We start from the raw sequence: 21,653 nt of genomic DNA on the forward strand, positions 1-21,653 counted from the left end.
GCCGGGAGGACTCATTCGGGCAGTTTCGTGACCCCGCCGGGATCAGGCCAACCGACCGTGGCAATGTTTGAACTTCTTGCCACTGCCGCAAGGGCATTTGTCATTCCGTCCGGGATTACCCCAAGTTGTGGGATCGTTTTCATCGAAGCCCGGCAGCGGCCCCTCGCCCTGATCCAGCGCCAGTTGCGCCTCTTCGGCCGCGTCCTCGGCCTCATCGGCCTGGCGCTGCATCTGGGCCTGCTGGGCGGCGAATTGCGCCAGCATCTGCCGTTGCTCCTCTTCCGTCAGCGGCCGGATATGGGCCAGCTTCTGAGTCACGGTTTCCCGCAGGGTATCGAGCATCCCTTCGAACAACTGGAAGCTTTCCGTCTTGTATTCGTTCAGCGGATCGCGCTGCGCATAGCCGCGGAACCCGATGACCGACCGCAAATGCTCCAGCGTCACCAGATGCTCGCGCCATTTCGCGTCGATGGTCTCCAGCAGCACCTGCTTTTCGATCTGACGCATGTTCTCGGCGCCGAAATCGACCGCCTTCTTCGCCATCGCCTCGTCACAGGCCTTGATCAGCCGCTCGCGGATCTCCTCGTCATCGACACCCTCTTCGGCGGCCCATTCCATCACCGGCACGTCGATCCCGAGCTTTTCGATGCATTGCGCATAAAGCCCCGGCGTGTCCCATTGGTCGGCATAGCTGCGCGGCGGCATATGCGCGTCTATCAGATCGTCGATCACCTGATGGCGCATGTCGGCGGCGACCTCGGACAGATCATTGGCTGCCATGATCTCGCGCCGCTGGGCAAAGATCACCTTGCGCTGATCGTTCATCACGTCATCGAACTTGAGGATGTTCTTGCGCATGTCGAAGTTGCGCCCCTCGACCTTTGCCTGCGCGCGTTCCAGCGACTTGTTGACCCAAGGGTGAACGATCGCCTCGCCTTCCTTCAGGCCCAGCGTCTTCAGCACCCGGTCGAGCCGCTCCGACCCGAAGATCCGCATCAGATCATCTTCGAGGCTGAGGAAGAAGACGGTGCGCCCCGGGTCGCCCTGACGGCCCGAACGACCCCGAAGCTGGTTGTCGATCCGCCGGCTTTCGTGCCGTTCCGAACCGATGACGAACAGGCCGCCGGCGTCCAGAACCTTCTGCTTCTCGGCCGCGTGCTTGGCCTCTTCCTCGGCGCGCACCTCGGCCGGGTCGGCATCGGGGTTCTGCTCCAGCGCCGCCATCACCTTCATCTCGACGTTGCCGCCAAGCTGGATGTCGGTCCCGCGACCGGCCATGTTGGTGGCGATGGTCACCGAGCCCAATCGCCCGGCATCGGCAACGATTTCGGCCTCGTGCTCGTGATGGCGGGCGTTCAGCACATTGTGCGGCACCCCGGCCTCGCGCAGCATCTGGCTGAGCATTTCCGATTTCTCGATCGAGGTGGTGCCGACCAGAACCGGCTGGCCCTTTTCATGCGCCGCCTTGGTCTCTTCGATGATGGCACGGAATTTCTCCGCCGCGGTGCGGAACACCTGGTCATCCTCGTCAATCCGGGCGATCGGGCGGTTGGTGGGCACCTCTACCACGCCGAGCTTGTAAATCTCGGCGAATTCTTCGGCTTCGGTGGTGGCCGTCCCGGTCATCCCGCCCAGCTTGTCGTAAAGCCGGAAGAAGTTCTGGAAGGTCACGCTGGCCAGCGTCATGTTCTCTGGCTGGATCTGGACGTTTTCCTTTGCCTCGATCGCCTGATGCAGACCTTCGGACAGACGCCGCCCCGCCATCATGCGGCCGGTGAACTCGTCGATCAGCACCACTTCGCCGTTGCGGACGATGTAATCCTTGTCGCGCTGGAACAGCTTGTGCGCGCGCAGGCCCTGGTTGACGTGGTGCACGATGGTCGTGCTTTCCGGGTCATAGAGCGTCTGGCCTTCTTCCAGCAGCCCCCGGGCATGCAGCTGCTCTTCGAGGAATTCGTTCCCCTCTTCGGTGAAGGTCACCGAGCGGGCCTTTTCGTCGACGGTGAAGTGATCGTCGGACAGCAGCGGAATGATCTGGTCAATCACCGTATAGAGATCAGATCGGTCATCCGCCGGCCCCGAGATGATCAGCGGCGTGCGCGCCTCGTCGATCAGGATGCTGTCGACCTCGTCCACGATCGCGTAAAAGTGATGCTTCTGATAGAGCTGGTTCAGCTCGGACTTCATGTTATCGCGCAGATAATCGAAGCCGAATTCGTTGTTGGTGCCATAAGTGACATCGGCGGAATAGGCATCGAGCTTTTCCTCGTTGCTCATCCCCGACCAGATCACCGCACCCCGCATCCCGAGCATGGCAAAGACCTTGCCCATCCATTCGCTGTCACGCTTGGCCAGGTAATCGTTGACCGTGACGACATGCACGCCCTTGCCCATGAGTGCGTTCAGATAGGCAGGGAAGGTCGCCACCAGGGTCTTGCCCTCGCCGGTCTTCATCTCGGCGATATTGCCCTGATGCAGGAAGATGCCGCCCATAAGCTGGGTGTCGAAGGCCCGCAGCCCCAGCGCCCGACGCGCACCTTCACGAACGTTTGCAAAGGCTTCCGGCAGAAGATCGTCCAGGCTTTCGCCGCCTTGGGCGCGCTGACGTAGCTCCCCGGTCTTCTGGCGAAGGCCTTCGTCGCTCAGGGTCTCGAACTCCGGTTCGAGCGCATTGATCTTGTCGACCAGAGGCCGCGTCGCCTTGATCTTGCGATCGTTCGGTGTCCCGAAGACCTTCTTGGCGAGAGTTCCGATACCCAGCATATTGCCTCCGCGGCTCTAACTTGATCGTGTTCTGGTCAGGCTTGCCCGCCCTGCGCGCAACCCATAGATACCTGGGGAAACGGTCCTGACCTCGGCCCTAAGGCGATGTAAGGGGCAGTGGAAACAGTGTCAACGCCGCGCCCTGCCGCGGTTCCCCAAGGAATAGGAAGATTCAATGTTCAAAGGTCTTACCACGCTGGCGCTGGCCGGCCTGATGGCGGTGCCCGCACTGGCGGAAACCAAGACGGAAGCCCCGGCCGAGACCGCCGCAGCCGAAACCCCGGCTGTCCCGGCCCCCACTGCCGAAACCGTCGTCGCCACCGTCAACGGACAGGATATCACCCTGGGCCAGGTCATCGTTGCGCGCACCACCTTGCCGCAACAGTACCAGCAACTGCCGCCCGACGTTCTCTATGACGCCATCCTGGAACAGCTGATCCAGCAAACCGTTCTGGCCGAAGAACATGGCCCCGAACTGACGCTGCACGCCAAGATCGCCCTGGCCAATGAAACCCGCCAGCTTCTGGCCGGCGATCAGATCGAAAAGATCATGACCGCCGCCGCCAGCGAAGATGCCATCAAGGCCGCTTACGAGGCCAAATACGGCGCCGACTATCACGAGATGGAATATAACGCGGCGCATATTCTGGTTGAGACCGAAGATGAGGCCAAGGCAATCCGCAAGGAGCTGGAAGACGGCGCCGATTTCACCGAAATGGCGAAATCCAAATCCACCGGCCCGTCGGGTCCCAATGGCGGAGAACTGGGCTGGTTTTCCAAAGGCATGATGGTGCCGGAATTCGAAGATGCCGTGATGGCCATGAAACCCGGCGAGATTTCGCAACCGGTGAAAACCCAATTCGGCTGGCACCTGGTCAAGCTGAACGAGGAACGCGAGAAAGCGGCACCGTCCCTTGAAGAGGTGCACGATCAGCTTGCCGCCGAATTGCAGCAAAAAGCCGTAGCGGATCACGTCAAGGAACTGGTAGATAACGCCGAAGTCACACGGCCCGAAATCGAAGGGCTGAACCCGGCAATGATCCAGGATCTGGATCTGGTAAGGAAGTAAATCTTGGCCACTATCTCGCATGTCTCACCGCTGGCACCTGCGTATTTTCCTGAACTGCCGCTGATCGGCGGCGTTCGCTTTGCCTCTGCCGCGGCGGGCGTGCGATATAAGGGCCGAACCGACGTCATGCTGGCGGTGCTGCAACCCGGCACCGCCATCGCCGGCGTCTTCACCAAATCTGCCACCCGCTCGGCTCCGGTGCTGGACTGCCAGGCCAAACTTGGCCAACCCGCCGGCGGACCGGCGGCCATCCTGGTGAACTCCGGCAACTCCAACGCCTTTACCGGCCACTACGGCCAGGCCTCGGTCTCCGAGATCACCGCCGCCGTCGCCAAGGTGACCGGCGTCGACCAGTCCCGTGTGTTCACCGCCTCGACCGGGGTGATCGGCGAACCGCTACCGCACGAAAAGATCATCACCAAGCTCGAAGAGTTGAATGGCGCGCTGTCCGATGCGGCGATCGAAGACGCCGCCCGCGCCATCATGACCACCGACACCTTCGCCAAGGGTGCCACCGCCGAAATCGAGATCGACGGCAAACCGGTGAAAATCGCCGGTATCGCCAAGGGGTCGGGCATGATTGCACCGGATATGGCAACCATGCTGGTCTATATCTTCACAGATGCTGCCTATGATCAGGCTGCACTGCAGGCGCTGTTGTCGAAACTGACCGAGACCACGTTCAACTGCATAACGGTGGATAGCGATACCTCGACCTCAGACAGCCTGATGCTGGCCGCCACCGGTGCCGCCGGCGTCGACGCCACCGGCAATGCCGCTTTCGAAACGGCGCTGAACAGCGTCATGCTGGATCTGTCGCAACAAGTTGTTCGCGACGGCGAAGGCGCCACGAAATTCGTCGAAATCCGTGTCACCGGCGCGGCCAGCGATGCCGATGCCAAGATCCATGGCCTGGCGATTGCCAATTCGCCGCTGGTCAAGACCGCCATCGCCGGCGAGGATCCGAACTGGGGCCGCGTCGTCATGGCAATCGGCAAATCCGGAGCCGCAGCCGACCGCGATAGCCTGACCATCCGGTTCGGCGACATTCTGGTGGCCGAAAACGGCTGGGTCTCTCCCAACTATAGCGAGGATCAGGCCGCCGCCTATATGAAGGGGCAAGACCTGGTGATCGCCGTCGATCTGGGTCTCGGCTCCGGCAAGGCCACCGTCTGGACCTGCGACCTGACCCACGGGTATATCGAAATCAACGCGGATTACCGGTCGTGAAAGTCGTCCTGGTTTCCGCCGTCGCGCTGATCGACCCGGACGGGCGCGTGCTTCTGGCACAGCGCCCGGCAGGCAAATCTCTGGCCGGCCTGTGGGAATTTCCCGGCGGCAAGGTGGAGCCGGGCGAATCGCCCGAAGCGGCGCTGATCCGTGAATTGCAGGAGGAACTGGGCATCGACACCTGGTCCTCCTGCCTGGCACCCCTGACCTTTGCCAGCCACGGCTATGAGGATTTCCACCTGCTGATGCCGCTCTTTGCCTGCCGCAAGTGGAGCGGTATTCCGCAGGCCCGCGAAGGGCAGGTGTTGAAGTGGGTCAAACCGGCCGAGTTGCGCGATTACCCGATGCCGCCAGCCGACATCCCACTGATCCCGATCCTGCGCGACTGGCTATAACGCCGGTATTCCAAGCGCCGGCATCGTCATGAGCTACCCAGATCTTGTGAAACAAGACGAATTTCGGACGGTTTTTTCATCATTTTGTGTATAGGGCGAAATACACCTTTTGATGTATTCTCAGCATGTCATTTCTTGAGGGAGGAGTTGACGTGCTTCGCACCATCATCGTGAGCAGTTGCATCTCTGTGCAGGGGGTTTTCGTTCGCGCCCTGCCGAACGGCCGCATCGCCGTTCGCGTTGGTCAGAAGGTGTACGAAGGACAACCGGTTAAGGCCTGCGCCTGACACCGCAGACCGATAGGTCGAAAACAAAAAACGGGGCAGCGCACTTCCACGCTGCCCCGTTTTGTTTGATCCTGATCGCCCGGTGGATCAGTCGAGATTACGCTCGACTTCCTCACGCTCGAAGATTTCGATGACATCGCCGGGGCGAATATCGTCGTAATTCTCGAAGGCCATGCCGCATTCCTGCCCGGACTGAACTTCAGCCACTTCGTCCTTGAAGCGCTTGAGTGTCTTCAGCGTGCCTTCGTGGATCACCACGTTGTCGCGCAGCAAACGCACCCCGGCAGAGCGACGCGCCACACCTTCGGTGACCAGACAGCCGGCGACCTTGCCAACGTTGGAAACCTTGAAAACTTCCTTGATCTGGGCGTAACCGATGAAGTTCTCGCGGATCTCGTTCGACAACAGACCGGAAGCCGCCGCTTTCACGTCATCCACAAGATCGTAGATCACCGAATAATAGCGGATCTCCACACCCTTCTGGTTCGCCGCGCTGCGTGCCGGCGCATTGGCCCGCACGTTGAAGCCGATGACCGGGGCGCCCGATGCTTCTGCCAGGCCGATATCGGTTTCGGTGATGGCACCAACTCCCGAATGCAGCACGCGCACACGCACCTCGTCGTTGCCGACCTTTTCCAGCGCCTGAACGATCGCCTCGGCCGACCCCTGCACATCCGCCTTCACCAGAACCGGAAGCTCAGAGACGTTTTCGTCGTCCTTGGCCTTCTTCATCAACTGTTCCAGCGTCGTGGCGGCACCGGCGGCAGCGCGTTTTTCCTTGGCCAGGTTTTCGCGATATTCCGCGATCTCACGGGCCTGCGCCTCGGTATCGACCACGTTCAGAACGTCGCCGGCCTCGGGTGTGCCATTCAGGCCCAGCACCTCGACCGGAACCGACGGACCAGCCTCCTGCACTCGATCGCCCTTGTCGTTCACCAACGCCCGAACCTTGCCGTATTGTTCGCCCACGACAAAGATATCGCCTTGGCGCAGCGTACCGTTCTGCACCAGAACGGTGGCAACCGGACCACGGCCGACGTCAAGCTGCGCCTCGATCACTGCGCCTTCGGCTGCCCGCTTGGGGTTGGCCTTGAGCTCAAGGATTTCCGCCTGCAGCGCGATGGCCTCCAGCAGGTTGTCCAGCCCCTGGCCGGTGATGGCCGAAACTTCGACATCCTGCACCTCGCCGGACATCTTTTCGACCACGACCTCGTATTGCAGCAGCTCGGTGCGCACCTTGTCAGGGTTGGCTTCGGGCTTGTCGACCTTGTTGATCGCCACGATCATCGGCACTCCGGCCGCCTTGGCGTGGTTGATCGCCTCGATCGTCTGCGGCATGACCGAGTCGTCGGCAGCCACGACCAGAACCACGATATCCGTCACCTGAGCCCCGCGCGAACGCATCGAGGTAAAGGCGGCGTGGCCCGGCGTATCGAGGAAGGTCAGCACCGCACCACTGTCGGTCTTCACCTGATAGGCGCCGATATGCTGGGTAATCCCGCCGGCCTCGCCCGTGGTCACGCTGGTGTTGCGAATCGCATCCAGCAACGAGGTCTTGCCGTGGTCGACGTGGCCCATGATGGTAATGACCGGCGGCCGCGGCTGCAGATCCTCGGGCTTGTCCGCTTCGTGCTGGATCACGTCTTCGACGTCGGCATCCGAAACACGGACGACCTTATGGCCGAATTCCTCGATGATCAGCTCGGCGGTATCCGCGTCGATGGACTGGTTTTGCGTGACCATCATGCCCATGTTCATCAGGGCCTTGACCACGTCGGCAACGCGTTCAGCCATCCGGTTCGCCAGTTCGCTGACGACGATCGTCTCGGGCAGTTGAACCTCGCGGATGATCTTTTCACGCTCTTGCGTGCCCATGGCCTTCTGCCGCGCCCGCTCTTGCTTGCGCTTCATCGCGGCCATCGACCGTTGCCGCCCACCTTCGCCACCCGTCAGGGCCTGGTTCAGGGTCAGCTTGCCCGAGCGGCGACCTTCGTCGCGGGTCTTGCTGCGCGGGGTGCGCGCCTGCTGTTCACGCTCGCGTTCGGACTTGCGCTGCACCGGTTGCTGCGCGGAGGCCGGGGCCTGCTTGGCCGCGCCCCCACGCGCGCCGTCCGCCTTGCGTTCGGCCGGCTGCTCGGCGGCAGCCGCTGCAGCGGCCGCGGCACGCTTCGCGGCGGCCTCTTCCTCAGCACGCCGGCGTTCTTCCTCTTCGGCCTTGGCGCGGGCGCGCTCTTCAGCCTCGCGCTGTTCGCGCTCTTTCTGTTCCTTCTCGGCCCGCAGGCGCTCGCGCTCTTCGGCACGGCGGCGTTCCTCGGCCTCGCGCTCGCGGGCTTCCTCGACCTCACGGGCCTTGGCGGCCTGCAGGGCCTTCAGACGGCGCTCCATCTCCGCATCGGAGATGCCGGCAGGACGGCGCGACGGATCGCCCGTCCGGGCAGACCCACCGCCGGACGACTTGCCCGCACCCTGCTTGGGCACGACCACACGCTTGCGCTTGGTCTCCACCACAACGTTCTTGGTCCGCCCGTGGCTGAAGCTCTGTTTCACGTTCCCCGAATGGGAACCCCCACGCAGACCCAGGGTCTTTTTGCCGTCACTATCGCTCATAAAGCTACTTATCCTTCCCGGCGGCCCCTGCCGCCGTCCGTTTCGCGCAACCCGCGCAAGCGTTGCGCTTCCTCTACAACACGTTTGTCGAGTCCACCAGAGGCGAGCGCCGCATGTATCACAGTTTCACGACCAAAGGCCATGCCTAGTTCGTCTGCGGTAAGCCAACCGATATAATGGCCACGGTGGGGGGTGGACAGTTTCGACTTCCCCCGCCCGGAGCCGTCAGACGCCTGGATCAACGTCTGAGCTTCTTCCTTGTCGAGCCAGGTCTTGACCTTCTCATAGCCAGCGACCGCATCCCCCGACTTGCGCGCCATACTGATCAGATCGACCACCCGCCGCGCCAACAATTGCTCGACCTGCCCGGGCAAATCCTCGGGCAGGTCGACTTTCTGCTTCAGACCGCGCGCGAAAAGGTTCTTCGCCACCGCCTGTTCCAGCGCCGCGCGGGTCGAGGCCACATAGACCCCCCGACCCGGCAACTTTCCAGCAAGGTCCGGCACCACCTGGCCACCGGGACCTGCCACGAAACGGATCAGCCCATATTTCGGCTGTACCTCGCCCGTGGCGATGCATTTCCGTTCAGGACCGTCTTCGCGGTCTTTCAAGACGCCACCGCGACCCATGTCAATCCCCACGGGACCGGAGCTCAGGCTCCGGCCTCCTCGTTGCCAGCCACTGAGGCCGGTCCGCCTTCGGCATCTTCCGAGACCTCTTCTTCGGTCTCAAGTTCGGCCGGGTCGACCCACCCAAGCTGAATGCGCGCCGACATGACCATGTTCTGCGCTTCTTCCAGCGACATGTCGAAGGGCTCCAGAATACCTTCGTCCTTGATCCGTTCGCCGTTCGAAGTGGTCCAGCCACCGGCCAGCTCCCAGTCGGCGCAGGTGGCGAAGTCTTCCAGCGTCTTGATGCCGTCCTTGGCCAACGCCTCCACCATCTGGGGTGTCAGCCCCTCGAAATCAATGAGGCTGTCCTCGGCCCCCAGGCTGCGCGCGTTTTCAAGCGCGGCTTTTGCCTGCGCTTCCAGATAATCACGGGCCCGCGCCTGCAGCTCTTCCGCAGTATCCTCGTCCACGCCGTCGATCACCAGCAGTTCGTCGAGATCGACATAGGCGACCTCCTCAAGGCTGGTGAAGCCTTCCGAAACCAGAAGCTGTGCGAAGAATTCGTCCAGATCGAGCGTGTCGATGAACAGCTTGGTGCGTGCCTCGAATTCCTTCTGGCGGCGGGCGCTTTCTTCTTCCTCGGTCATGATGTCGATGTCCAGACCGGTCAACTGGCTGGCCAGACGCACGTTCTGACCGCGACGACCGATTGCCAGCGAAAGCTGTTCCTCGGGCACCACGACCTCGATCTTACCGGCTTCCTCGTCCAGCACAACTTTCGACACTTCGGCCGGCTGCAGCGCGTTGACCAGGAAGGTCGGCATATCGTCCGACCACGGAATGATGTCGATCTTTTCGCCTTGCAGTTCGTTCACCACGGCCTGCACGCGGCTGCCGCGCATCCCGACACAGGCACCGACCGGGTCGATCGAGTTGTCATAGGACACCACGGCGATCTTGGCGCGCGATCCCGGATCACGGGCCACCGCCTTGATCTCGATGATACCGTCATAGATTTCCGGCACTTCCATCTTAAACAGCTCGGCCATGAATTCCGGCGCGGTGCGGCTGAGGAAGATCTGCGGGCCACGCGGTTCGCGACGCACATCCTTGATGTAGCAACGGATGCGGTCGTTCGGGCGATAGCTTTCGCGGCCGATCTTCTCGTTGCGGCGCAGGATCGCCTCGCCGGCACCCACGTCGACGATGACGTTGCCGTATTCCTCACGCTTGACGACACCGTTGATGATGCTGCCCTTGCGGTCCTTGAATTCCTCGTATTGGCGATCACGCTCGGCCTCGCGCACCTTCTGCAGGATCACCTGCTTGGCGCTTTGAGCAGCGATCCGGCCCATTTCAACCGGGGGAACCTCTTCGACGAATTGATCGCCCACCTGCGGATCGGCCATATATTGCTTGGCCTGCTTGACGGTCATTTCCGCCTGGTAATTCTCCAGGTCGTCATCCTCGACAACGGTCCGGACCCGAGTGAACGTGGCCTTGCCGGTCTTGCGGTCGATACTGACACGGATGTCCATCTCCGAGCCGTACCGGCTCTTGGCCGCACGCGCGAGCGACTCCTCCATCGCCTCAATCACCAGCGACGGGTCGATCATCTTTTCGCGGGCAACCGCCTCGGCGGTTTGCAGCAGCTCAAGCTGGTTTGCGGAAGTGATTGCCATCACATGTCCTCCTGCGCGGACCCTTCGGTCTCGATTTCGTCAAACTTGTCTTCGTCAAGCTGCCCCGCAGCCTTGCGCTGGCGCAGCATTTCCTTGATCAGCTCATCGGTCAGCACCAGCTTGGCGTCGCTCAGCCAGTCGAAGTCGAGCCCGATGGTGACCTCCTCGCCATCCTGTTCGAGGTTGATCAGCACCTCGTTGCCCTCGATCCCGGCCAGCACCCCCTTGAACCGGCGACGCCCGTCAATCAGCTCAGAGGTCTCAAGCTTGGCCTCATAGCCTTCGAACATGTCGAAATCCTTCAGCCGGGTCAGCGGCCGGTCGATGCCGGGGCTGGAAACCTCCAGCGTATAGGCATCAATAAGCGGGTCCTCGACATCGAGAACCGCGCTCACGGCGTTCGAGATGGCGGCGCAATCGTCCACCTCGATCCCACCCTCGGGGCGGTCGGCCATGATCTGCAGAACGGTGCTCTTGCCGGACATCAGCCGGATCCGCACCAGCTCGAACCCCAGATCCTCGATCACCGGGGTGATGATCTCGGCCAGGCGACGGTCGATGGCGGCCTTTGCTATCAGATCGTTGGTCATATCATCCAAACACAAAAAAACGGGCGCGCGGCCCGTCAGAATTATCCGGTGGTGCCCCGAGCCCAGAGAGCCCGACGCGCCGCTGTTGAGGGGCATATACGCCCATAGAGGCGAATCTTCAAGCCCCAAGTCCAGACGCAGGCAGCGGGTGGCTTAAGCGAGCCACCAGCGTTCGGCGATGCGGCCATCGTCCAGCGGCGCGCGCATGCCGATCTTGCGGGGAATACCGACCCCCCGGCGGGCCGCCAGCGCCATATCCTGGGCCGAGGGATGATAGAGGAAATCACCGCGCTCAAGCAACCCGTCGGGCGCCGGCAGCGCCGCGACATCGACAAAACCGTCGCGCAGGGCCTCGGCGCGCACGGCGGCATCCGGGATCACGATGATTTCAACGCTGTCGGCCCAGCCGGCCTGCCCTTGCTTGTAATGACCGTCCACCCGGGTGGCCCGGAAATGCCGCCCCTCCTGCGCCCGCTCGACGCGATAGGCGCCGGTGCCGACTGCCTCGGCCAGGGGCAGATCCAGCGCACCGGCCCGGGCCACGATCCGCTCTGCCGCGGCCAAGCGATAAGGCAGATCGGGATCGCCCTTGACCAGCTCGACCACCAGGGTCCGGGGCCGCTCCGCCTCGATCCGGGTGACGCCCGGCACCTCCCAGGCGCGGAAGGAGGCAACGGCATCCTCGATACCCAGCGCACGGCCGTCGTGAAACGCAACGCCTTCGCGCAGTTCGAACCGCCAACGACGGGCATCGGAACTACCGGTCCAGCTTGCAGCCAGTTCAGGGCGCAGGGCACCGTCGGGGCCGATTTCGGTCAAGCCGTCGAACATGGCCCCGCGCGCCACCCGATCCAGCGACCCGTCGCGCGGCACCGCCAGGCGCAGATGCCCCCCGGGGCGCGGCGCCGCGGCCAGAGACACGCCGGAGGCCGCCAGCAACGCGGCAGCGGCACCCGAGGTGAAAAGCGCGCGGCGGTCGATCCGGGTCATCGCAGATCCTCGGCGATGCGGTCCATCGCGCGCACCAGCTCGGCACTGATCCCGGGTTCGGACAGCGCATGGCCGGCGTGGCGCACCATGGTCAGATCGCACGCCGGCCAAAGCTCGCTCACCCGCCAGGCGGCGGTGGGCGGACAGATCATGTCATAGCGGCCCTGGACGATCACACCCGGGATATGGGAAATCCGCCCCATGTTGGCCAGGATCTGGCCGTCGAATTCAAGGAACCCGCCGTTGACGAAATAGTGATTCTCAAGCCGAGCAAAGGCGCGGGCGTAATCCCCCGGCGTCTCGCCGGGATGGCCGTGCGAATGGATCGAGGCCAGCGCGTTTTCCCAAGACGCCCAAGCGCGGGCATAGGTGATCTCTTCCGAGATATTTCCGGAAAACAACCGCTTGTGATAAGCCGCGATCATATCGCCACGCTCTTCGTCCGGGATCAGCGCGACGAAACGCGCCCAGACCTCGGGCCAGAACTTGCCGGCACCACCGCCATAGAACCAATCCAGCTCTGCCTGGGTCATCAAGAAGACGCCGCGCAGGATCAGATGAGTAACCCGGCCGGGGTGGGTCTGGGCGTAGATCAACGACAGGGTGGCGCCCCAACTTCCACCGAAGACGGCCCAGGCCTCGATCCCCAGCAGGGTCCGGATGCGTTCGATATCGGCGACCAGATGCCAGGTGGTGTTGTCCTTGACCGAGGCATGTGGCCGCGACCGGCCGCAACCGCGCTGGTCGAACATGATCACCCGATACATCTTCGGATCGAAATAGCGCCGCATCGCCGGGCTGCAGCCGCCGCCGGGGCCGCCGTGCAGCACCACCACTGGGATGCCATCTGGATTGCCGCTCTGCTCCATATAGACCGTATGGCCCTGGCCCACGTCGAGCATGCGCTGATCGAACGCATCGACCGGCGGGTAGAGATACTGCACTGCGCGCTTTTGATCCGGGAATTTGTCCATTACTGACCTATATACCTTCAACGGATAAAAGAGCGAACGGTGAACGGAATGCAAGCGTCTGAATCCACGGTCGACCCTTCGGAAATCGCCAAATTCGAGGCGATGGCGGCGGAATGGTGGGATCCGTCCGGCAAATTCAAGCCGCTGCACATGCTGAATCCCTGCCGGCTGGACTATATCACCGGCCAGATCGCCGGCCAATTCGACCGCGACCTGACTGTCCCCGCCCCCTTTGCCGGCTTGCGCCTTCTGGATATCGGCTGCGGCGGCGGGCTGCTGTCGGAACCGATGGCGCGCCTAGGGGCCGAGGTGATCGGTGCCGACGCCGCCGAGAAGAACCTGCCAGTGGCCCGAATTCACGCCGAACAATCAGGGCTTGAGATCGACTATCGCCACACCACGGCCGAGGCGCTGGCGGCCGCCGGCGAACAATTCGACGTGGTGCTGAACATGGAGGTGGTCGAACATGTGGCCGATCCGCTGTCCTATCTCACCGCCTGCCGCGACCTGCTGAAGCCGGGCGGGCTGCACATCTGTTCGACCATCAACCGCAATCCGAAATCCTATGCAATGACCATCATCGGCGCCGAAGTGATCATGCGCTGGCTGCCCAGGGGCACGCATGAATGGTCAAAATTCATCACGCCGGACGAGCTGATTGCGCTCTTGCAGCAATCCGGGGTGGAGCCGGTCGACCGCAAGGGCTTCGTGTTCAATCCACTGAGCTGGAGCTGGTCGATCTCGGCCCGCGACCTCAGCGTGAACTATGTGACCGCTAGTGTGAAACGCGGGTAAGGCATTGTTTTCAGGGCAACTGGGCGCGAAGGGCCGCGCCCGGCCCTGGGTGGGTGCGCTCGCCGATCTGAGCGGAGCGAAACAGCCCCATCTTGCTTTTCATCGGTTCGGCGCAAGACGCTGAGATGGCGCCCTCCCAGGGGGCGGGCAAACCCTTGATCCAAGAGACGCCCCTAGCCTTCCTTCTCCAACCGCCCGCGCAGATCGCGTAGCACCGGCAACGCCGATCGCACCTTGTCGACGCCCAATTCCCCCACCATCTGGCTGATCATCGGCGCAATCGCGGAAATCGCCTGATCCCGGGCCCGCCGGCCGGCCGGGCTGATTGCCACCATTTTGCGCCGGGCATCATCCCAGTCCGGACGGATATGGACGTAACCCGCCCATTCCAGCTTGCTCAGGGTATTGGTGATCGCCCCGCGCGTCACATGGAAGGTATCCGCCAACTGTGCCGGAGTGCGTTCGTCCTGCACGAAAGCCAGATGATTGAGGACGGAGAAATGCGAAATCTCCATCCCCTTCGGCAACACCCGGCCAAGGCGGTTGCGCAGCAGCTGATCAGCGATCAGCAGCTCACTGAACAGGGCCACGGCCAGGGGCGTGTTGGGATCTTCACTCATGCGCGCTCGCTGGGCAACAGGGCCGAATCACGGCCCGTCGAAGGCCCGGATATGGGACAGGGACGGCACCTTGCGGCGTGCTTCCTCGACCTGATCCAGCTCGATGTCGAAGACATGCAGCCCCACCTCGGTCCCGCCATCGACCAGCACCTCGCCCCAGGGGGAAATCGCCATGCTGTGCCCATAGGTGGCACGCGGCTTGCCCGCGGTCGCCGGATGCATCCCGGTCTGGCCCGGGGCGAGCACGAAACAACCGGTCTCGATCGCCCTGGCCCGCAACAGCGCTTCCCAATGCGCGGCACCGGTGACCGGGGAAAAGGCCGCCGGAATCGTCAGCACCCTGGCCCCAGCCAGCGCCAGTTTCTGATAGAGATGCGGAAAGCGGATGTCATAGCAGATCGTCATCCCCACCGGCGCGAAATCGGTCTGCGCCAGCACGGCGCGATCACCGGGCCGATAGGCGGCTGATTCGCGATAGGTCTCCTCAGGCGTAACCTGCACGTCGAACATGTGGATCTTGTCATAACGCGCCCGGATGCCGCCATCGGGCCCGATCAGGAACGACCGGTTGGCGAACCGCCCGTCGGCATCCCCGGTCTTGAGCCCGAGCGATCCGATCAGCAGCCAGATGCCCAGCTCCTCCGCCTGCTGACGCAGGGCAGGCAGGGTTTCATCCTCTTCCTCGGTCCGCAGCATGCTACGCTGATGATCCCGGTTCGGCGAAAAGCAATTCGTTACCTCAGGCGTCAGGGCGAATTTCACCCCCTCCGCCGCGGCCTCGGCCAGCATCCACTGAACCTGGCGCAGATTGTCCGCCGGATCATCCCCGGAACAGAGCTGCAGCAGCGCCGTCTTCATTGGTCCGCCAACAGCGGGTCGAGTTTGCCGTCCTGCTCCAGTTCATAAAGATCATCGCAGCCGCCCACATGGGTATCGCCGATAAAGATTTGCGGCACAGTCCGGCGCCCGTTGGCCCGCTGGATCATCTCCGGCTTGCGATCGGGATGGGCGAAGATGTCAACTTCGGAATATTCGACGCCCTTCTGGTTCAGCAGCCGCTTGGCCGCGTGACAATAGCCGCAGATCGGCGAGGTATAGATTTCGACGGGTTTCATATGCGTGCCCTCTGGATGCCCTCCCTTTCTCGGGGATTTAGTCATCCAATGCAACGCGTGCCAGTGTCACCACATCGACAACGGCGGCACCGGCCTCGCGACAGGCTATCGCACAGGCCGAAAGCGTCGCACCCGAGGTCATCACGTCATCGACCAGCAGCACCGCCCGCCCGGCGATCCGCCGGGCGCGGCCCGGATGCACCCGAATGGCGCTGGCCAATGCGGCAAAACGTTCCTCCGCCGACGCCTCCTCGAGCTTTCTGGTACGGCGATGCCGATGCAGCAGATCGGGGCAATGCTCCAATCCCGTCTGCGCCGCCAGACCCCGCGCCAACAGTGCCGCCTGATTATACCGCCGCCGCAACAGCCGGGTCCAATGCAGTGGCACCGGGACGATCAACGCCCCCTCGCGCAGGATTGGCCGGACAGCCCGGGCCATCCAGCGGGCGGCTGGACCTACAACATCTTGGCGATCTCCATGTTTCAAACCCAATATAAGAGATCGCGACTGATCAGAGTATAACAGCGCCGCCCGACCGTTCTGCCAGGGGCGAGGGTGATCCAGACAATGGTCGCAGTCGATCCGATGCCCGTCAGGCGCCCCCATCAACGGGATGCCGCAGCTTTCGCAGACCGTGCCGCCGATAAACGGCGTGTCACGCCAACAGGCACTGCACAGGCCGAAATCGCTGTCGACCAGGGTGCCGCAGCCCAGACAGCGCGGCGGATAAATCAACGAAACTGCCGTTTGAAACACCGGGCGCAAAGGCTTAATTACCGCACATGACAGCCGCATCCGCTCCCCCCCTGTTCGATCGCGCCGCCCTGACGGCCCGCCGGGCCCGCGCCAATGACGACAGCCTGTTCCTGCACCGTGCCGCGGTGGAGGAGGTTCAGGATCGCCTTTCTATGGTTAAGAGAGTCTTTACCGCTCCGGTTATCGTCACGCCCTTCGCTGAAATCTGGCGCGAGGCCTTCCCCCAAGCGCGGATTATCAGCGATGACGACACGTTGGATCTGGAGCCCGGCCAGCACGATCTGGCGATTCATGCCATGTGCCTGCATGTCGCCAACGATCCGGTCGGACAGATCATCCAATGCCGCAGGGCATTGAAACCCGACGGGTTCCTGCTGGTGCTGATGCTGGGCGGCGAAACACTGAGCGAGCTGCGCGCCGTTCTGGGCCAGGCCGAAAGCGAAGTGACCGGCGGCCTGTCGCCCCGGGTTGCCCCGATGGGCGAAATCCGGGATCTGGGCGCGCTTCTGCAACGCGCTGGCCTGGCGTTGCCGGTGGCCGACAGCCTGACGCTGACCGCGGAATATCGCGACCTTGCGCACCTGATGCATGATCTGCGCGGCATGGCGGAAACCAATGTCATGACGGCCCGCCTGCATCACCCGACCCGGCGCGCTGTTTTCGACCGTGCCAACCAGCTTTATGCAGACCATTTCACCGCCGGCTCGGGCCGGTTGCGTGCCAGCTTTGAAATGGTCTGCCTCACCGGCTGGGCACCGGACGAAAGCCAACCAAAGCCGCTGCGCCCGGGATCGGCAAAGGCCCGGCTGGCCGATGCGCTGCAGGCGATGGAATTCAAGCTGCCGGATTGACCCGACCGGCCCCACACCTATTTGCCAGACAGTCCCATAGCGAGCAGGAAGACCGAGCCATGACCGACACCGCCCGCCCCGCCCATGCCCCCGCCGATCACCCCGCGTTTCCCAGCCGCAAGGTCGGGGTGCTTCTGGCCAATCTCGGCACACCGGATCATTATTCCTATGGGCCGATGCGGCGTTATCTGAGCGAATTCCTGTCCGACAAGCGGGTCATCGACTATCCGGCCTGGAAATGGCAGCCGCTGCTGCAACTGATCATCCTGACCAAACGACCGTTCTCCAGCGGTGCCGCCTATAAGTCGATCTGGAACGAAGAGCTGAACGAAAGCCCGTTGATGACCATCACGAGGGCACAGACGACCAAGATCTCCGCTGCGCTGTCAGAGCGTTATGGTGATCGGGTGATGGTTGATTTCTGCATGCGCTACGGCAACCCCTCGACCCCGTCGAAGGTGCGCGAGATGGTCAAGGCCGGCTGCGACCGCATCCTGTTCTTTCCGCTCTATCCGCAATATGCGGGCGCCACCACCGCAACGGCGAACGACCAGTTCTTTCGCGCCTTGATGCAGGAAGCCTGGCAACCTGCCAGCCGCACGGTGCCCGCCTATTTCGACCATCCCGCCTATATCGACACCCTGGCGCAATCGGTCGAACGCGCCTATTCCAAGGCCGAAGTGCGGCCCGACGTTCTGGTTTGTTCCTATCACGGTATGCCGGAACGCTATCTCAGGGAACTGGGCGACCCCTATCATTGCCAGTGCCAGAAAACGACTCGGCTGTTGAAAGAACGGCTGGGCTGGGGCGATGGCGATCTGGTCACCACCTTCCAGTCGAAATTCGGACCCGAGGAATGGCTGAAACCCTATACCGTCGAACATGTGGCCGAACTGGCCCGGCAGGGGAAGAAACGCATCGCGGTGATCGCGCCGGCGTTTTCGGCCGACTGCATCGAGACGCTGGAAGAGATCAACGAAGAGATCAAGCACAGCTTTACCGGCGCCGGCGGTGAAAGCTTTACCTATATCCCCTGCCTTAACGACGACGCGGCCCATGTCGCCGCGCTGAGCACGGTGATCGGCGAGAATCTGGCCGGCTGGCTGGACTAAGACGCCGGTTGCCACCCCTCATCGGGCCCGTACGGGCCCTCTTCGTCCCGGCTGAAGACAACAAAAAAGGCGATGGGAAACCCACCGCCTTTTCTGAATCCTGTTGTACAGCGATTAGCTGCTTGCAACAGCGGCGCCAACCAGCACCAGCAGGAGCAGGGGCACCAGGATGCCGCTGGACGAGCTAGTGGTTTGTTCGACGACCACGGGAGCTTCCACGATGGGCTCGGCCAGGTTGCCGGCCGAAGCAGTCGAAGCAGCAGCAGCCAGAGCGGCGGCGAGAACGAGTTTCTTCATGTTGACCTCCAGAGTTCGCGCGGGCGGTTTCCCGGAACCACGCACCAAAGACTTACCTCGTGCGTTTTTCTAAGCAGCTATCCGGCTGAATTGCAAACGCTTGTTAGAGAAAACGCCCCTCTCGGCAGCGTGATGTCGTCAAATTAGCAACACCTGCGTTCCGACCTTGGCCCGGGCGAACAGCGCGGCGATATGCGCGTTATAAAGCCCGATACAACCATTCGACGACCGCCGCCCGATCTTGCGCGTATCATGGGTGCCGTGGATGCGATAATACTTCCACCCGAGATAAAGCGCATGCGTCCCCAGCGGATTGTCCGGCCCCGGAGGGATATAATCCGGCCACTCGGGATTGCGCTTTTTCATCGAAGGGGTCGGCGCCCAGCCCGGCCCTTCGACCTTGCGCACCACATTGGTCCGCCCCCGTCGTGTCATCTCTTCGGACAGGGGCACGCTGGACGGAAACAGCAGATAGGTCTGATGATCCTGCGACCAGAAATGCAAGGCGCGAGACTGGGTGTCGACCAGAATGGCACCATTGTTCAGATTGCTGAAATAAGGCTGCCAATGCTTGGCACGGAAGCTGGAAATATTGTGGCGCACCGGCGGTTCAGGTTCGGGCGGCGGGCGCAGCGGATCATAGTCCTGCCCCATATCCACCACCTGCACCGGCTGGGTGGCCAATGCGGGCGTTCCGATCAAGGCGGCCGCTCCGGCAAGAAACCCGCGACGAGAAGAGGATTTCGACATAACGGTATACCCTTTGTACAAATGTCCCCGACATCCGGCATGATATGACCAGAAAGCCGCAGTCGCAAATCAAACCGCGTGCGGCCGCCCCTCCTCACGATCAGGAGATTTGCCTGCGCTGCACAGGCGCGCTAATTGCAGGGGATCAAGTTTCACAAACCGGGTAGGATTATCGTGCGCCTTCTTTCGCTTCTGCTTGTCAGCCTTCTGGCATTGGCCGCCTGTGATACGAGCAGCGGCATTCAGAGCACCGGCAGCAGTGCCAGTGGCTTGTCCACGAAAGTCTATCATATCCGCAACCGCGACGTATCGAAGATCCAGTACCGGATGCTGGATTCGGTCAACTCCCTGCGTCAGGCCGCCGGGCTGCAGCCGGTCACGCTGAATGCGCAGCTCACCGCCGCCGCCGCGACGCATTCGCGCGATATGTCGGTCCAAAACCGCCCCTGGCATTTCGGCTCTGACGGATCGTCGCCGCTCGACCGGGTCCGGCGTGCCGGCTACTACGGCGAGATGCTGGGAGAAAACATATCGGAGACCTACGAGACCGAGCTGGAAACCCTGGCCGCCTGGATGGACGAGCCCGGGACCCGTGCCGTTCTGCTGGACAAGAACGCCCGAGATCTGGGCTTTGCCTGGTATCAGGAACCTGCCGGCAAGATCTGGTGGACGCTGCTGATGGGCAGCGGGCGGGCGCCGGTTCTGTAACCCGCCACCCGCGCCCCGGGACATTTCCGTCCGGTCAGACCATTCTCCCCTGCGGGTCAGGCCCGCAGGGTGATCGCGGTGCCATCACGCACCATTGCATAGATCTCTTCGATCTCTTCATTCTTCACCGCGATGCAGCCGGCGGTCCAGTCCTGCTTTTTCGGCTGATAGGTCAGCGGTTGACCGTGGATGAAGATATCGCCGCCCGGGCTTTTGCCCATCGCCGCGGCCCGCGCCCGATCCTGAGTATTCGGATAGGAAATTCCCACCGACAGATAGAATTCGCTGCGCGGGTTGCGGCGGTCGATCCGGTAGGTGCCTTCCGGCGTCCGGCCATCGCCTTCGAACATCTTGTGCCCCACCGGAGCGAATCCCAGCCCGACCTGATAATCGCGCAGGACCTCTTCTCCATGCAGAAGATAAAGCTTGCGGGCGCCCTTGTTGACCACAATCGAAGTCACATCGGGCCCATTATACTGCTGGAACTTGCTGCGCGAGGCACAGCCTGCCAACGCCACAGTTGCAAGGGCCCCGACGGTGAAAAGACGACGTTTCATTGGTGAAATCTCTGCCTGTATGTACGGATTCGGTCGTTCCGAACCCGGCTGCTCAGCCCGGAAAATACCGCTGTGGCACCAAGTTTGAAATCAATTTTTGTCGGGGCCGGCGCTGGAAGCCTGCAACCGCTGCTCGATCGCCTCAAGCCGCGACAACACTTCATCGCGATAGGCATCGGTGCGCAGATTATCCTCTTCCTGATGGGCATCCTGCATCGAATTCACGATCAACCCCACCAGAAGGTTCACCACCGCAAAGGTGGTCACCACGATGAAGGGCACGAAGAAAATCCAGGCCTGCGGATGTACATCCATCACCGGACGAACAATGCCCATTGACCAGCTTTCCAGCGTCATCACCTGGAACAGCGTGTAGGCGCTGCGGCCCAGCGTGCCGAACCAATCGGGAAAGCTGGCGGCAAAGAGCTGAGTCGAAATCACCGCACCGATATAGAAGATGATCCCCATCAGCAGGAACACGCTGCCCATGCCCGGCAGGGCGGTGATGAACCCTTCGACCACCCGGCGCAGGCGCGGCGCGACCGAGATCACCCGCAGCACCCGCAAAATCCTGAGCGCCCGCAGCACCGACAGCCCCTGCGCCCCGGGCACCAGCGAAATCCCCACGATGGTGAAATCAAAGAGGTTCCAACCCTGGGTGAAGAATCGCCAGCCCCGCGCAGTGATCTTCAACGCGATTTCCACCACGAAGATCGTCAGGCAGATCCAATCGAGCAGCACGATCAGATCGCCGGCCTGCGCCATGATCTGATCCGAGGTTTCCATCCCTAACAGCACCGCATTGACCAGAATCACCCCTGTGATGAAACGGCCAAAGGCCGGATGGTCGAGAAACCCTTTCAGGCGGGGGGCGGTGATCATGCCAAAACGCT

The 21,653-nt window shown here is 62.3% G+C and carries 22 protein-coding genes; 7 read left to right on the forward strand and 15 right to left on the reverse strand.

Translation table 11 applies throughout. The features are described 5' to 3' along the window. Window positions 1-42 precede the first annotated feature (42 nt). Window positions 43-2,763 (reverse strand): preprotein translocase subunit SecA, encoded by a 2,721-nt coding sequence (gene secA, locus G455_RS0105130; RefSeq protein WP_028092705.1) that lies wholly within the window; start codon window positions 2,761-2,763, stop codon window positions 43-45. 175 nt (window positions 2,764-2,938) lie between these two features. On the opposite strand from secA, the gene G455_RS0105135 reads away from it, so the two are divergent. Genes G455_RS0105135 through G455_RS0105145 form a run of 3 tightly spaced genes read left to right on the forward strand, consistent with a single transcriptional unit; the run spans window position 2,939 to window position 5,457 of the window. Then, the gene (locus tag G455_RS0105135) at window positions 2,939-3,832 is read left to right on the forward strand and encodes a peptidylprolyl isomerase (protein ID WP_028092706.1); all 894 of its coding nucleotides are present in this window, start codon (window positions 2,939-2,941) and stop codon (window positions 3,830-3,832) included. A gap of 3 nt (window positions 3,833-3,835) precedes the next feature. Further along, a complete protein-coding gene (gene argJ, locus G455_RS0105140; RefSeq protein ID WP_028092707.1) occupies window positions 3,836-5,062 on the forward strand; it encodes a bifunctional glutamate N-acetyltransferase/amino-acid acetyltransferase ArgJ in 1,227 nt (408 codons plus the stop codon). Next, on the forward strand, window positions 5,059-5,457 hold the full coding sequence (locus tag G455_RS0105145; protein ID WP_028092708.1) for a (deoxy)nucleoside triphosphate pyrophosphohydrolase: 399 nt from the start codon (window positions 5,059-5,061) through the stop codon (window positions 5,455-5,457). Before argJ ends, G455_RS0105145 begins: the two co-directional genes overlap by 4 nt. Before the next feature lie 374 nt (window positions 5,458-5,831). Here G455_RS0105145 and infB read toward each other — a convergent pair whose 3' ends face one another. The 6 genes from infB to pip all read right to left on the reverse strand — a co-directional run bounded on the left by infB (window position 5,832) and on the right by pip (window position 13,198). Beyond that, window positions 5,832-8,351 (reverse strand): translation initiation factor IF-2, encoded by a 2,520-nt coding sequence (infB, locus tag G455_RS0105150; protein WP_028092709.1) that lies wholly within the window; start codon window positions 8,349-8,351, stop codon window positions 5,832-5,834. An 8-nt stretch (window positions 8,352-8,359) separates the two neighbouring features. Continuing rightward, window positions 8,360-8,980 (reverse strand): RNA-binding protein, encoded by a 621-nt coding sequence (locus tag G455_RS0105155; RefSeq protein ID WP_028092710.1) that lies wholly within the window; start codon window positions 8,978-8,980, stop codon window positions 8,360-8,362. Window positions 8,981-9,003: 23 nt separating this feature from the next. Next, entirely contained in the window at window positions 9,004-10,644 is a 1,641-nt protein-coding gene (nusA, locus tag G455_RS0105160) for a transcription termination factor NusA (protein WP_028092711.1), read from the reverse strand. Beyond that, the gene (rimP, locus tag G455_RS0105165; RefSeq protein WP_028092712.1) at window positions 10,644-11,234 is read right to left on the reverse strand and encodes a ribosome maturation factor RimP; all 591 of its coding nucleotides are present in this window, start codon (window positions 11,232-11,234) and stop codon (window positions 10,644-10,646) included. The genes nusA and rimP overlap by 1 nt, the downstream gene beginning before the upstream one ends. A 153-nt stretch (window positions 11,235-11,387) precedes the next feature. Continuing rightward, window positions 11,388-12,224, reverse strand: a complete 837-nt coding sequence (locus G455_RS0105170) for an ABC transporter substrate-binding protein (RefSeq protein ID WP_028092713.1) — start codon at window positions 12,222-12,224, stop codon at window positions 11,388-11,390. Continuing rightward, complete coding sequence (pip, locus tag G455_RS0105175) at window positions 12,221-13,198, reverse strand: prolyl aminopeptidase (RefSeq protein WP_028092714.1); 978 nt, start codon at window positions 13,196-13,198, stop codon at window positions 12,221-12,223. Before pip ends, G455_RS0105170 begins: the two co-directional genes overlap by 4 nt. A gap of 48 nt (window positions 13,199-13,246) precedes the next feature. On the opposite strand from pip, the gene ubiG reads away from it, so the two are divergent. Next, on the forward strand, window positions 13,247-13,993 hold the full coding sequence (gene ubiG / locus G455_RS0105180) for a bifunctional 2-polyprenyl-6-hydroxyphenol methylase/3-demethylubiquinol 3-O-methyltransferase UbiG (protein WP_028092715.1): 747 nt from the start codon (window positions 13,247-13,249) through the stop codon (window positions 13,991-13,993). A 173-nt stretch (window positions 13,994-14,166) separates the two neighbouring features. On the opposite strand, the gene G455_RS0105185 is transcribed toward ubiG, so the two are convergent. Genes G455_RS0105185 through G455_RS0105200 form a run of 4 tightly spaced genes read right to left on the reverse strand, consistent with a single transcriptional unit; the run spans window position 14,167 to window position 16,524 of the window. After that, entirely contained in the window at window positions 14,167-14,613 is a 447-nt protein-coding gene (locus tag G455_RS0105185) for a MarR family winged helix-turn-helix transcriptional regulator (protein WP_028092716.1), read from the reverse strand. Window positions 14,614-14,640: 27 nt separating this feature from the next. Next, window positions 14,641-15,471 (reverse strand): carbon-nitrogen hydrolase family protein, encoded by an 831-nt coding sequence (locus G455_RS0105190; RefSeq protein ID WP_028092717.1) that lies wholly within the window; start codon window positions 15,469-15,471, stop codon window positions 14,641-14,643. Then, a complete protein-coding gene (grxC, locus tag G455_RS0105195) occupies window positions 15,468-15,728 on the reverse strand; it encodes a glutaredoxin 3 (protein WP_028092718.1) in 261 nt (86 codons plus the stop codon). Before grxC ends, G455_RS0105190 begins: the two co-directional genes overlap by 4 nt. Window positions 15,729-15,765: 37 nt before the next feature. After that, entirely contained in the window at window positions 15,766-16,524 is a 759-nt protein-coding gene (locus G455_RS0105200; RefSeq protein WP_051312205.1) for a ComF family protein, read from the reverse strand. Between G455_RS0105200 and G455_RS0105205 the strand changes: the two genes are divergently transcribed. Together G455_RS0105205 and hemH are read left to right on the forward strand one after the other, a co-directional pair. Further along, window positions 16,512-17,336 (forward strand): methyltransferase domain-containing protein, encoded by an 825-nt coding sequence (locus G455_RS0105205; protein WP_028092720.1) that lies wholly within the window; start codon window positions 16,512-16,514, stop codon window positions 17,334-17,336. The two genes, G455_RS0105200 and G455_RS0105205, sit on opposite strands and share 13 nt — an antisense overlap. Before the next feature lie 59 nt (window positions 17,337-17,395). Further along, window positions 17,396-18,448, forward strand: a complete 1,053-nt coding sequence (gene hemH / locus G455_RS0105210) for a ferrochelatase (RefSeq protein WP_028092721.1) — start codon at window positions 17,396-17,398, stop codon at window positions 18,446-18,448. A 114-nt stretch (window positions 18,449-18,562) separates the two neighbouring features. On the opposite strand, the gene G455_RS0105215 is transcribed toward hemH, so the two are convergent. Together G455_RS0105215 and G455_RS0105220 are read right to left on the reverse strand one after the other, a co-directional pair. Then, a complete protein-coding gene (locus tag G455_RS0105215) occupies window positions 18,563-18,745 on the reverse strand; it encodes a hypothetical protein (protein ID WP_028092722.1) in 183 nt (60 codons plus the stop codon). A gap of 138 nt (window positions 18,746-18,883) precedes the next feature. Further along, window positions 18,884-19,495 carry a L,D-transpeptidase gene (locus tag G455_RS0105220; RefSeq protein WP_028092723.1) on the reverse strand — a complete coding sequence of 204 codons (612 nt, stop codon included), beginning with the start codon at window positions 19,493-19,495 and terminating at the stop codon, window positions 18,884-18,886. Between the two features lie 171 nt (window positions 19,496-19,666). Between G455_RS0105220 and dalA the strand changes: the two genes are divergently transcribed. Next, window positions 19,667-20,203 carry a divisome-associated lipoprotein DalA gene (gene dalA / locus G455_RS0105225; protein WP_035366240.1) on the forward strand — a complete coding sequence of 179 codons (537 nt, stop codon included), beginning with the start codon at window positions 19,667-19,669 and terminating at the stop codon, window positions 20,201-20,203. Window positions 20,204-20,259: 56 nt separating this feature from the next. On the opposite strand, the gene G455_RS0105230 is transcribed toward dalA, so the two are convergent. Further along, on the reverse strand, window positions 20,260-20,760 hold the full coding sequence (locus G455_RS0105230) for a L,D-transpeptidase family protein (protein ID WP_028092725.1): 501 nt from the start codon (window positions 20,758-20,760) through the stop codon (window positions 20,260-20,262). 90 nt (window positions 20,761-20,850) lie between these two features. Beyond that, window positions 20,851-21,642, reverse strand: a complete 792-nt coding sequence (locus G455_RS0105235; protein WP_028092726.1) for an ion transporter — start codon at window positions 21,640-21,642, stop codon at window positions 20,851-20,853. Window positions 21,643-21,653 lie beyond the last annotated feature (11 nt).

It is taken from the genome of Pseudodonghicola xiamenensis DSM 18339, from assembly GCF_000429365.1.
Taxonomy (GTDB): Bacteria; Pseudomonadota; Alphaproteobacteria; order Rhodobacterales; family Rhodobacteraceae; genus Pseudodonghicola; species Pseudodonghicola xiamenensis.

What these genes read in the sequence shown, in the direction of transcription:
- secA (WP_028092705.1), bottom strand. Translation starts at nt 2,763, where the DNA reads ATGCTGGGTATCGGAACTCTCGCCAAGAAGGTCTTCGGGACACCGAAC.
- G455_RS0105135 (WP_028092706.1), top strand. Translation starts at nt 2,939, where the DNA reads ATGTTCAAAGGTCTTACCACGCTGGCGCTGGCCGGCCTGATGGCGGTG.
- infB (WP_028092709.1), bottom strand. Translation starts at nt 8,351, where the DNA reads ATGAGCGATAGTGACGGCAAAAAGACCCTGGGTCTGCGTGGGGGTTCC.
- G455_RS0105155 (WP_028092710.1), bottom strand. Translation starts at nt 8,980, where the DNA reads ATGGGTCGCGGTGGCGTCTTGAAAGACCGCGAAGACGGTCCTGAACGG.
- nusA (WP_028092711.1), bottom strand. Translation starts at nt 10,644, where the DNA reads ATGGCAATCACTTCCGCAAACCAGCTTGAGCTGCTGCAAACCGCCGAG.
- rimP (WP_028092712.1), bottom strand. Translation starts at nt 11,234, where the DNA reads ATGACCAACGATCTGATAGCAAAGGCCGCCATCGACCGTCGCCTGGCC.
- G455_RS0105170 (WP_028092713.1), bottom strand. Translation starts at nt 12,224, where the DNA reads ATGACCCGGATCGACCGCCGCGCGCTTTTCACCTCGGGTGCCGCTGCC.
- pip (WP_028092714.1), bottom strand. Translation starts at nt 13,198, where the DNA reads ATGGACAAATTCCCGGATCAAAAGCGCGCAGTGCAGTATCTCTACCCG.
- ubiG (WP_028092715.1), top strand. Translation starts at nt 13,247, where the DNA reads ATGCAAGCGTCTGAATCCACGGTCGACCCTTCGGAAATCGCCAAATTC.
- G455_RS0105185 (WP_028092716.1), bottom strand. Translation starts at nt 14,613, where the DNA reads ATGAGTGAAGATCCCAACACGCCCCTGGCCGTGGCCCTGTTCAGTGAG.
- G455_RS0105190 (WP_028092717.1), bottom strand. Translation starts at nt 15,471, where the DNA reads ATGAAGACGGCGCTGCTGCAGCTCTGTTCCGGGGATGATCCGGCGGAC.
- grxC (WP_028092718.1), bottom strand. Translation starts at nt 15,728, where the DNA reads ATGAAACCCGTCGAAATCTATACCTCGCCGATCTGCGGCTATTGTCAC.
- G455_RS0105205 (WP_028092720.1), top strand. Translation starts at nt 16,512, where the DNA reads ATGACAGCCGCATCCGCTCCCCCCCTGTTCGATCGCGCCGCCCTGACG.
- G455_RS0105200 (WP_051312205.1), bottom strand. Translation starts at nt 16,524, where the DNA reads ATGCGGCTGTCATGTGCGGTAATTAAGCCTTTGCGCCCGGTGTTTCAA.
- hemH (WP_028092721.1), top strand. Translation starts at nt 17,396, where the DNA reads ATGACCGACACCGCCCGCCCCGCCCATGCCCCCGCCGATCACCCCGCG.
- G455_RS0105215 (WP_028092722.1), bottom strand. Translation starts at nt 18,745, where the DNA reads ATGAAGAAACTCGTTCTCGCCGCCGCTCTGGCTGCTGCTGCTTCGACT.
- G455_RS0105220 (WP_028092723.1), bottom strand. Translation starts at nt 19,495, where the DNA reads ATGTCGAAATCCTCTTCTCGTCGCGGGTTTCTTGCCGGAGCGGCCGCC.
- G455_RS0105230 (WP_028092725.1), bottom strand. Translation starts at nt 20,760, where the DNA reads ATGAAACGTCGTCTTTTCACCGTCGGGGCCCTTGCAACTGTGGCGTTG.
- G455_RS0105235 (WP_028092726.1), bottom strand. Translation starts at nt 21,642, where the DNA reads ATGATCACCGCCCCCCGCCTGAAAGGGTTTCTCGACCATCCGGCCTTT.